Origin of the sequence: Mucilaginibacter tolerans (assembly GCF_030519375.1) — a bacterium.
Classification (GTDB): Bacteria; Bacteroidota; Bacteroidia; order Sphingobacteriales; family Sphingobacteriaceae; genus Mucilaginibacter.
Genome location: NZ_JAUMKB010000023.1, coordinates 58,417 through 70,118, shown reverse-complemented (window position 1 = coordinate 70,118; position 11,702 = coordinate 58,417). Strand labels below are relative to the sequence as shown.

Here is an 11,702-nt window from a genome sequence, read left to right as displayed (position 1 = left end):
CCCGGCTGGTCCTTCGCCCCACAGATATAAAAATCTTCCAGCCCGTCGCCGTTTACATCCCCTTTGGCCATCCGCGGGCCATCGGTGGAGTGCATCTGGAAGATCAGTTTCTCCCTGTCAAAATCCACAAAGTCGTCTTCCTTGTGCTCAAAGTCTATCCCATGGTTATCTGCACTCTGCTCAAACTGGGGCCTTGCCGGTGCCGGATCGCTTCCTGCTTTCTTTGGCATCATCGACTCGATCTCCTTCACTGTGATCGTCTGGTCAGGCTTGACCCCTTTTAATACTTTTTGCTTCCCGCCCGGCCATTTCACTACTACTGAATCTATTGTATTGGCTTTACCCAATCCAAAGTTCAACCGGTTATCTACGCTCGATTCAAATCCCCGCGAGGGCATCTGCTCCTGGTAGCTTAGCGTATGATTGTAGTATAAGGTTACCTGAGCCCCTACGCCAAAGCGGTTCTTGCCTTCACCCTGCAGGATCACTTTCAGATACTTATTCTCCGGATGCTGTTTCCTGCTGTTGTTGCGGTAGATAAAGGCCCGCATGTTCACATTATTTACCACCAGATCCAGCGCTCCGTCATTATTCAGATCTCCATACGCCGACCCGTTCGAAAAACTTGGGTCACCCAGACCCCATTCACCTGCCTTATTGGTAAACGTTAAATCCCCATTGTTCCGGTACGCATAATTCGCAACCGCCTCCGACGGCATCTTATCGATTAATTTCCTGATCACCTCTTTTTCATTTCCCATCATTTTTCTAACCTGAACCGGGTTGGCCATAAATTGGATATAATCCTGGTCGGTTAAATCCTTGAATATCCCATTGCTGACGAAAATGTCCTTGAACCCGTCATTATCCATATCCGTGATCAAAGCGCCCCAACTCCAGTCGGTAGCCGGCACACCGGCCAACCTGCTTATTTCGCTGAAATTTACTTGCGGCTGTTTGGCATTTTTAATCATGACCGGTCCCTGATTCAACTGCAAAACGTTACGAAGAAACTGCTGATAATATCCATTTTGCAGATCAGATTGATATTTGTCCCAATTCTCAAAGGCGGTTTTGGATTTTAACCTGCCTTCCAACTCAGGAAGCATATCAGTCACATAAATATCAGGATAGCCGTCATTATTGATATCGGCAATATCAGCCCCCATGGAGTTTTGGCTTAACTCTCTTATTGCATCCGGCAGGCACTCTTTAAAGGTGCCGTCGTGATTATTAATATATAAATAATCACGTTCAAAAAAATCATTGGAAACATAAATATCGTCCCAGCCATCCCCGTTCACATCCGAAATGGTTACACCTAATCCAAAGCCAATTTTGCTGCTGTATATTCCGGCTTGCTGGGTCACGTCAGTAAAATGACCGCCATCGTTCCGGTATAATTTATTCCCACCAAGCGGGTCGGGAGTATTGCGCTGGTCTTTAATCAGATCATAGTTTCCCACAGAACGAAATGAATTATTAAGAAGATAGCAATCCAGGTCTCCGTCGTGATCATAATCAAAAAAAACAGCATGTGTACACAAGCCTTTATTATTGAGACCGTATTCTGCTGCTTTTTCAGTAAATGTCAGGTTCCCATTATTAATAAATAACTGGTTACTTCTATTTTTCCCGGAAAAATCGCCGGATTTGCATATATAAATATCAAGAAGACCATCCCCATTTACGTCTGCAAAAGTGACACCTGTGGACCATACGCCTGTGGAAGAAAGACCGGCCTTTTCGGTTATGTCTTCAAACTGAAAATTGCCTTTATTTAAGTAAAGCCTGTTTGATTTCTGATTTCCGCAAAAGAAGATATCCGGCAACCCATCATTATTGATATCGCCGATGGCTACTCCCCCGCCATTATAAAAATTACGATAGGTGTAAACATTAAACTGTTCGGTGTAATTAACAATATTAGAAAAATCTACCCCGGTAGCTGATGAAGGTAAAAGCGAAAAAAGTGTATTGTTTTCAACTGGCTTCGTTTTATTTGAATTGCAACTTACCATAAGCAACATGGCGATGCAGAGCACCCGAACATTAATTGATTGTCGCTTTACAAATAAAACTGCATTAATCATTCCCTCTTTCATCCTTATTAAACCCTGCCAAATACACCGATTATACAATTCATTAGCTATTCACTTATATCATTAATGACATTTTTTCTGTTTAAATAGTCCAGTCTATTCATTGACGTTCGGCCTAAAACATATATTCGTTAAAAGGGAAGCAAATAGCAGACTACTTGCTTCCCGAAAAAGCCATTATCTTATATTAAATTATGAAGTTTTCTTAATATCCCGGGTTTTGATGAAGATTTGGATTTGCATTAATTTGAGGTTCTGGTATAGGAAAGATGTTAACGTGTGTGTCGGGATCTGCAGGGTGAAACCGATATGCGTTATTATAGGTTCCAAAGCGAAGCATGTCCTGCCTTTTGTAACATTCGGCAAACATTTCTCTACCACGCTCGGCCGCAAAGGTTGCAGCAGTTAAAGTAGCAAATGGATCAACACCACCATGCAGCACCCTAACCTGATTAACCAATGCCAGGGTAACCGGATCATTCCAATTGTTATTTTTCCGTGCCACAAGTTCAGCCTTCATTAGCAAAATATCTGCGTATCTGTAAATTGCTACATCATTATCCAAACTGGTTTGCATTCCCTTATAAAATCCCCATTTGCCGATACGTGCACCTGATTGCCTCCATGCATTAGGTTGCAGCTCATTAATATAAGGTGTAAAGGTAATGGCAGGACCATCCGGATCGGTAGCGTCTGCTCCACCATCTGTCAAAGGGGTTACCCCATCAGCCTGATATTGAGGGCCCACCAGGAAGTTATTTAACATCCTTTTGTCAACCGTTCCGGTAGTGGGCGTTCCTTTTGGATCAAGGCCAACCACAGTTCCCTGCGGGCCTGGATTTTGCGTGGGATCAATATAGGACTGGTAAAACTCTTGAACTGAAGCAAACCCATTCCAGGGTTGACTATTCATTTGATAGGTATTCTGGCTCTGCAAATGCAAGGTCTCCATATCCATATTGAAGCCGCCAGCCTTTACGCCGTCAAAAGGAATTGCCCAGATAGACTCAGTGGAACCGATATTATTCCGCGAAAAATTATCGGCATAATTTCCCATTAACGTGTATTTACCCGAGTTGATAATCTCATCACAGGCAGCAATCGCTTTGTCATATTGAGGGGTACCTGTATAGATTTGTGCGTTCAGGTACAACTTGGCTAATGTTGCTTCGGCCACATAATAAGTAACACGTCCATAATACGGGCCGTCACCGGTACCTATTTTAGGTAATGCATCTTTATTGTCCAGCAGTTCCTTTTCAATAAAGGCATATACTTCGGCGCGTGTGCTATTGGCCGGCGGCTTTGTATCTGAAAAATCGGTGGTGAGAGGCACATTACCGAACAAATCAAGCAGCCAATAATAATAAACAGCACGCAAGCATTTCAATTCGGATACATAAGTGGCCGCGGTAGGCGAACTACTTTTGGCAAGTGTGGCTAAAAGTTTGTTACAAGTTGTAACTCCCCCAAAACCAAAATTCCATCCGCCGGCCGGCTGTGCGTCTGTACTAACGGTGGTATGTGTTTTTAAACGGACCCAATGGCCCCCATCACCCCAGTCGGCGCCTCTGGTCGGAACCACAACCTCGTCAGTAGTTACTTCATTTAAATTAAAAAAAGAACCCATATAGCCATAAATAGGCGAGTATGCTCCGCCAACTGCCGCAGCTAACTGTTTATCTGTTTTATAAAAATTATCTTCTGTCACCTGGTCATAAAGCAATGATTTTTCATCAAGCTTTGTACATGATGCTGCGACAAGCAAAACTCCGAGAATCGAATATTTTGTAAATGATATGTGTTTCATAACTTGCTAGTATTAGAATTTAAAACATTTATTAAAATCCCATATTGATGCCGAAAGTAAACGACCGGGTATAAACCCAGGTTTCCCTTCTATCAATTCCTGGCGCCAGTGGGTTTGCCGGAATGCCATCCGCATACCTTACCTCAGGATCTACACCCGTATAGCCGGTTATAGTAAACAAATTTTGCCCAGAAAGATAAACCCTAAGGCTGCTTATCATTCCGGATTTACCATCGCTTTTGGCTATTTTAAACGTGTATCCCAGTGTCGCATTATCCAATTTCAGAAAGTCACCTTTTTCTACATCATAGCTGCTATATGCCGCTCCGTCGGTTACTTTAGGATTAAAATATTTGGTATTAACTACATTATAACTGGTGGCGATATTCGGATTTTCATAAAACGCCCGATAAGTATTGATCAATTGGTGCCCGATTGACGATCTCAGGAAGAAATTAAAATCAAAATTTTTGTATTTGAATGCGTTGGTGATACCAAATTCAAATTTTGGCAAGCCATTACCGATAACCTGCCGCGGGGCATTAGCTAAACCCGTTGTGCCTCCTTTACCGTCTGAATACAAGTAGGTACCGTTCGCATCAACGCCTACGTACTTAGGTCCATAAAGTATACCAATTGGCTGCCCTTCAACCGCTCTTGTTAGTTGAGTGGCTTCCTGACCTGGCGTTCCCAAATTGGTTGCACCTACATAAGAACCTTTTAGACTCTCATTCAGCGCTGTCAAAACCACGTGATAGCTGGAAATATTACCACCAGGAGTCCAACTAAAGTTTGAACCTCTGATTGCCTCGTAGTTCAAGGCTAACTCTACTCCGGAGTTGGTTAATTCGCCGATATTTTCCCAGGTGTTATTGTTGATTGCCGGAGGAGAAGGTACGGTCACATTAAAGATCAAATCTTTTGTTTTTCTGTTAAAATAGTCAAATGTACCGCTTAATCTGCCGTCCAGCAGAGTGAAATCCAATCCCAAATCAGCTTCGGTCTTCTTTTCCCATTTCAGTTTCGGGTTCGCATTCACAAAGGTGCCGTAGGTTTGGGCATATACTCCTCCACCAGCGTAATAGGTTCCGGTGGTAGTCAACCGCGACAAGGAGTAATAAGGTCCGACAGGAAGCGCACCAGTAATCCCATAACTGCCCCTTACCTTAAGGTTACTTACTGTTGGAATAGTTACTAATTTGCTAATGTCAAGTCCGGCGCTAACGGCAGGAAAGTAACCCCACTTGCTATCTACTCCAAATTCGCTCGAACCATCCCGTCTTAAACTCGCTGAAAGGAAAGCTATGTTATCATAGTTCAGGTTTACACGCCCAAAAAACGAGATCAATTTATTTTCGTTTTTATAACTGGTTACCGAGCCTATACCATTCACAAAATCCAGTGCAGCACCAAAGTTTTCCCTCGATGCATCGGTTACAAAATTACCTCCTCCGGCGCCAAACCCCTGGTAAAGGTAATCCTGGTAAGAATACCCGGCAACGGCAGACACGTGCATTTTTTTTATTGCTGTTTCGTAAGACAGCGTATTTTGATATAGTGCATTTTCCGTTTCATCATCATTTTTTACAGAAAGCCCTGAACGGCCGAAACCACTTCCTAACGGAAAACCTCTGGAAATAAAAGCATCAATTGGAGAGTATTCAGAATGATAGTTACTGGAAGTTTGTTTATAATATTGGGTTGAAAACTTTAAGTCTTTAATGATTTCATAGGTGACCGACCCGCCAACGTTGAATTTTTTAATGGTTCTTTCGTTAGTGTTCTGTTCTAACATTGCGACAGGGTTAGAGTAATCAACAAAGTTAGACTCAAAATATCCGCCACCGGTAAGGTCGTATAGCGGGTTTGTACTATGAACCGGCGCTGTAGGGTTAAAAATAGTGGCATATTTAAAGGCATCAGGGAAACCTTCCTCATTTTTCCTGTTTGTTGTATTGATATTGAAAATGAAAACCAATCGATCATTCAACGCCTTATGCGTTAAATTCAACCTTGCATTCAATTGCTTAAAACCTGTCATAATAGCAACTCCCTCGCTATTGCGATAGTTTAGGGATGCATCATAGGTAGTCCGTTCATCTCCTCCAGAAAAACCCAGGTTATGTACGTATGATAAAGCTGTACGCGTGATCTCTTTATCCCAATCAGTATTCGAACCAAAGTCAGTGCCTTTACCAAGAGCCCTGAATTGCGCAGCATTCATATGCTGGGTAAATTTCGCTGGTGTTTCAGCGGTACCAGAAACGTTATAGGTAAACTTTGAGGTACCTTTTCTTCCGGTTTTGGTAGTAATAATGATTACCCCGGCAGAACCACGTGTACCGTAAATTGCAGCGGACGATCCGTCCTTAAGCACATCGATGCTTTTGATATCATTCGGATCGATTGTATTAATATCCACGTCAACCTGGTCATCAACTACAATCAGAGGCTGTGTATTAGTCCCGATGGTAGAAAGCCCTCTCAAACGAATGGCAAAGCCCCCATTAGGGTCGCCTCCAGGACGGGCTATAGAAAGGCCGGGTACTTTACCCTGCAGCAATTGTGAAACATCGCTAATATTACCTTTATTAAATTGCGCTGCATTTATAGATGTGATGGCGCTGGTTACTTCTCTCTTTTTCTGCGTGCCGTAACCGGTAACAATAATCTCATCAAGGTTATTTGTAGTTTCAGCTAATACCGCGTCTACAACTCTCTCCTGATCTTCGCCTAATGTTATTGTCTTGGTTACTGTTTTATAACCGACAAATGTAAAAGTCAGCGTGTAGTTACCAGCCGGTAAATTGGCAAAACTATAAATCCCATTAACGTCAGTTGCTTTATTTAGCGAAACAACACCGTCCAGCTTAACAGTAACACCCGGCAGAGGACCGCCTTTTGCGTCGGTCACTGTTCCTTTAATTACACCCTTGGAGGCTACTATGCCATCGTTAGCTGCATCCGTTTTCCCATCTGCCGCAATTTTATCGGGATTTGATTTTGTAATTAATATCTGGTTATCAATTTGCCTGAATTTAAGCGAAGTATTTGACAAGATGGTTTTCAGGAATACCGCAAGGGATTGATTGCTGGCCGTAATTTCCAGGTTACGGACATCCTTCACATCCTCATTGCGATACATAAAATGAAAAGGGCTTTGCGATTCGATTTTATGAAAAGCTTTTACCAGCGATTCATTTTTAAGTGTAATGTTTACTGCTACCTGTTCAATTGTTTGGCTTTTTGCTGGCGTCGCAGAAAATACAGGAATTGAAGTAGCTAATATGAATATTGAAATTATCCCGATTCTCATGAATTGTTTAATATTTGAGTCGATTGGCAGATGAAATCTTAGCGGATACTTAATAAAATGCCGCAGCCCTGCCAGAATTATAGAAAAATTCATAATTTTAATTTGTTTTAAGTGATTAATGTCTTCGATTGAATGTTAAAATTTAAAACACTTTGGCTAATGCAATCGATTGCCGTCGAGTAGCAATAGCAACCCTCTGGATTTCACTTTCTTAGAAAATGATTCCGGGGGGTTTTTTATGTTGGAGAACCGTTCAGGCTTTCTTTGGAATAAACTCCATTTGCGATTGTGAAGTAATTTTTCGTCATATATTTTAAGTTTAATTGGTTTGAGATTTACTGCTGATGGTTATTGTAGTTCTTTCTTTATCGTAAGAATAAGAGGCATCATTGAACTCACAAATGCTTTTTAACGCCTGATCAAGGCTTGCAGACTTATCGAAAGTAGACGTAAAATGTTTTGATTGAATAAGCTGGTCCGTAAATAATATTTTAACCTTAAACCGCTCTTCCAATACCTTAGCAGCTTCACCAAAACTTAAATCTTCAAAATACAAATTATCCTGCGCCGTCCAAATCGTATAGGTTTTGGCATCTATGCTACTTTGCGTCGAAATAGATTTTTGCTTATTAAAAGTAATCTGCTGATTAGGGATAATTATACCCAGGAGTCTATTATGATCACTGACTTTCACCTTACCTCTTGTAACGGTTACTGTTATGGTCTTATCGCCGGGAAGAGCCTTAACATCAAATGCCGTACCCAATACGGTTGTTTCCACCTTGCCGGTATGTACAACAAATGGCTTTAAATTGTCGTGTTTTATATCAAAAAAGGCTTCACCTGTCAGATATACTTCGCGTTTTGCTAAACCATCAAAAGATGAAGCGTAGGTAAGTTTACTACCATAACTTATGATTACCCTACTCCCGTCAGGAAGAATAACCAACAAGTTGGGTTTTTGCTTATGGACTGCGTTTAACGCGGTTGGCTTTATAACCGGTTTATTACGTAAAAATAAAAACCCTATGCCACAAATACCTATAATTACAGCCGCAGCAGCAATTCTTAAGAACCAGGCCTTTAAGGGTACTATTTTTTTGTCGGCATTGATATGCTCATCAATATTTTCCCAAATTGAGGAGTGTATGTCTTTTTTTAATTTCTCTTTTTGCTCATCGCTCAATAAGGAAATAACGTCCGGTTCAGCAGAAAACAAGTCGTAATATTTTACTAAGAACTGTTGCTCTTCATCTGTTGCTTCATCATTAAGGTATTTATGCAGCAGTTCGAGAAAATATTGCTTGTCCATTTAGAATAGTTTATACAATTGGTTATAGATATGACCTTTAAATAAACAAAAGTCCCATCCAGTGAAAAAATATTTTTTTTGAAGAGTTAATCAGTCTATATCCTGCAATAAAAAGATCAACAAAATAAGGAAGGGTAATAATGACACTTTTAATTTTTCAATAGCTTTCCCGAGCTGATTTTGAACTGTCTTTCTGGTGACCCCTAATTTTGCCGCAATGTCTTTGGTCGGTAAATCATTTTGAAAGTGTAGACGGAAAATGATTTGTCTCTTGGGAGGAAGCGCATCTAAAAGTGCTTCGTAGGATGTTAAAAACTCTTTCCAAAGCAAATTATTGTCAGCCTGCTGATGTGTTGCAGGCATATCCTCAAGGATATCAAAGAATGGATGGATGAGTTTCTGCTTTTCAATCAATTTGAATACCTTATTACGTACGGCGACGTTCAAATAAGCTGGTAAATTATTAATATGGAGACTTTCTTTTTTGAGCCAGATATGGGTGAATATTTCCTGAACTATATCTTTAGCCTGATCTGCATCTTTTAAACGTTTATAGGCCTCAGAATAAGCTTTCTCCCAATACTTTTCATACAATACATTAAATGCATGCTTACTGCCTTGTTCTATTTGCTGCAACAATAAAACATCATCAGTATGATATGATTCGATTGGCTCTCTCATTAGTTTTAATGTTTATACAGCCCAACCTCATCGATAATAACTAATCCAGTTATTAGTCAATAAACATTCAATTTGCAGCGGGAGGCTATATATTAGGTTTTAATTGTAATACTAATTTAAGTTTATTAAATCATTAACCAAATTAAATTGAGAAATAATTGTTAAAAAAACACTCATTGGTAATTTAGCACTGATATACAATAAACTACAGCCCAGTTTTACTGGATGCATGGCTATAGTCCGTGGATCTTCGAAATCTGTTTGCGATGTTTAAAAACCATATAGACCGGGTCGCAAAATTTCAATTTACAACTGGTTATTTACGAATTTACATCATAGGCTGATGCATATCGTTATATCAAATAGACTTTATTTTATACAAATCCGACTTTTTTACCCTTAGCCGCACTATTAACACATCTTTATAGCGTACATAGCGCAGCGTTCAAGGTCTAAAGTGGTTTATCGAATTGAAAGGTTAAAGGTCTTCGACTTTCTAGCATCTATCAGATCATAAATTATGTTTCTTGAGGTGCTTAAAATATATTGTTACTTATTTCTCGCTTATCACTCCTGCAAAACCGCCTCTGGACAGGCATTGGATGTGCAGTATGTCTGTTTTTTTTACGCTACTGGTTTCAGTTGTAATTGACTTCGTATCTGTTCCGTCTTTGAATATTTGGAAAGAATAGTTTGAGTTGCCTAAAAAGGCGAAACTAACATTGAGCGTTTGCGGAGTGTCTTTCCCATTAAGCCCGGCAACATACCATAGTTTGCCTTTTCTTCGCGCAATAACAACCATTTCGCCCGGGTAGCCTTCTATCAGTTTTGTTTCATCCCATGTTGTGGGAAATGCCATTAGAAACTTTCGCGGTGCGTCAGTTAAACCATAATAGGCAGAAGGCCTGTCTGCAAAATGCTGTAATCCGGATTCAAATACCACAGCCAAAGCTAGCTCGTGGGCAAAAGACGTTTTATGTTCGTGCTGCGAATTGGAAAAAGTTACCGGTGTATAGTCCATAGGACCTACTATATTACGCGTAAATGGTAGAGTCGTGTTATGTGAGGCAGCCATGTCAGTTAAGATGCCAGCGTTATTATACCATTCAGCACCGTACACCGCTTCGGTACTCATCAAATTGGGATAAGTACGCGCCCAGCCGCGGGGTACAGTAGCTCCGTGAAAGTTTACCAGCAGCTTATGTTTTGCTGCGTCTTCCAGAATATCCATATAATACTTCATCATCTCCTGGCGGTCTCCCCCAAAAAAATCGACCTTGATGCCCGAAACGCCAATATCATTCAGCCATGAAAACTCCTTTTCTCTTTTCTCATGTGTTAACAGTCTGTCCGCTGGGGTTGGACCAAGCCAATCGGTACCTGAATTATACCATAAAAGTGTTTTGATGCCCTTGCTACGGGCATAATTTATCGCATCCTTTACTGTTCCGCCATTCGACATTACATCCCATTCCCAGTCAATGAGCACATAGGGCCAATTCATTTTTACGGCCAGGTCGATGTATTCTACTACCTTCTGATAATCCTTTGAGCCGTGGTTATTTGCCCAGTATACCCAGGCCACGCTTCCCGGCTCAATCCATTTGGTGTCAGTAAAAGTAGCGGGTTCGCTTACATCGGTAATCAGGGTACTCTCTACCAGGTCAGATAACGCGCCCACCATCATCACATGCCATTGCGATTTCCATGGCAGACTGGACGCGGCCCCTCCATTCCAATTTTTCGCTGCCGAAGGGTAGGTAACCTTATACAGGTTTGTGCCTTGCCTGTAGTTAAGCCTGGCCGCACAGTTTTGCCGGCTTATACATGCCTCCGAAATCAGTACCCATAACGGCTGGTCATTAATCTTATACAAGGCAGGGAATGCCCAATCACCCGCATTTTTTTCATCGTTTGCGCCGGTATTAAGCGGATAAAACCTCTCGTAAGATTTATCAAAGGGCTGCATCCATCTCGATGTACCCTGAGGTATTACATAACCTGTTGCTTCATCTGTAATTGATAAGCTGGAATCGGACTGATTGGGGAAAGCGTACCTGAACGCAACCCCATCGTTATAAACCCTGAAAGTGATATTTAGGGGCTGCTTTGAGGAATTTTGATAGCTAAATGTTTTTTCGGTGCCAAAATTTTCACAAGCTCTCCGCTTTCCGATCAGCATTTCATATTTGTCGTGAACGGCGACAGGCCTGCCCTCTCCAACGAATTTGAGATTTGATACGAATTGCTGATCGGCCCTTACAATGCCTAATGGCGAGGAGGGCAATACTTCAACATAAGTTCCATTGCTTTTATACAGCACTTTAAAATAAGCCTGGCCTAAGCCTTTTTGGCCTGACGACTGCATTTCAACAACTACCTTAATTTTTTTATTAGGGGATAAAACTTCTTGCGCATAACCCATAAGACCCCAAAAAAGGCCCAGCACTAAGAAAAAATATTTCATATATTTTAGTCTGT

General features: G+C 41.2%; 6 protein-coding genes. All 6 read right to left on the bottom strand.

What is annotated here, in order from left to right; genetic code table 11:
* Positions 1–2,105: CRTAC1 family protein (locus tag Q3A68_RS21585; protein ID WP_302903218.1), on the bottom strand; the 2,105-nt coding region annotated here is incomplete at its 3' end.
* 202 nt (positions 2,106–2,307) lie between these two features.
* Positions 2,308–3,912 (bottom strand): RagB/SusD family nutrient uptake outer membrane protein, encoded by a 1,605-nt coding sequence (locus Q3A68_RS21580; protein ID WP_302903217.1) that lies wholly within the window; start codon positions 3,910–3,912, stop codon positions 2,308–2,310.
* A 31-nt stretch (positions 3,913–3,943) separates the two neighbouring features.
* Positions 3,944–7,228 (bottom strand): SusC/RagA family TonB-linked outer membrane protein, encoded by a 3,285-nt coding sequence (locus Q3A68_RS21575; RefSeq protein WP_302903216.1) that lies wholly within the window; start codon positions 7,226–7,228, stop codon positions 3,944–3,946.
* A 319-nt stretch (positions 7,229–7,547) separates the two neighbouring features.
* Positions 7,548–8,540: a FecR family protein gene (locus Q3A68_RS21570; protein ID WP_302903215.1), complete on the bottom strand. Its 993-nt coding sequence runs from the start codon at positions 8,538–8,540 to the stop codon at positions 7,548–7,550.
* 90 nt (positions 8,541–8,630) lie between these two features.
* Entirely contained in the window at positions 8,631–9,221 is a 591-nt protein-coding gene (locus Q3A68_RS21565) for an RNA polymerase sigma factor (RefSeq protein ID WP_302903214.1), read from the bottom strand.
* Positions 9,222–9,774: 553 nt separating this feature from the next.
* Positions 9,775–11,688, bottom strand: coding sequence for a glycoside hydrolase family 97 protein (locus Q3A68_RS21560; RefSeq protein ID WP_302903213.1), 1,914 nt, complete (start codon positions 11,686–11,688; stop codon positions 9,775–9,777).
* Between the last annotated feature and the right edge of the window lie 14 nt (positions 11,689–11,702).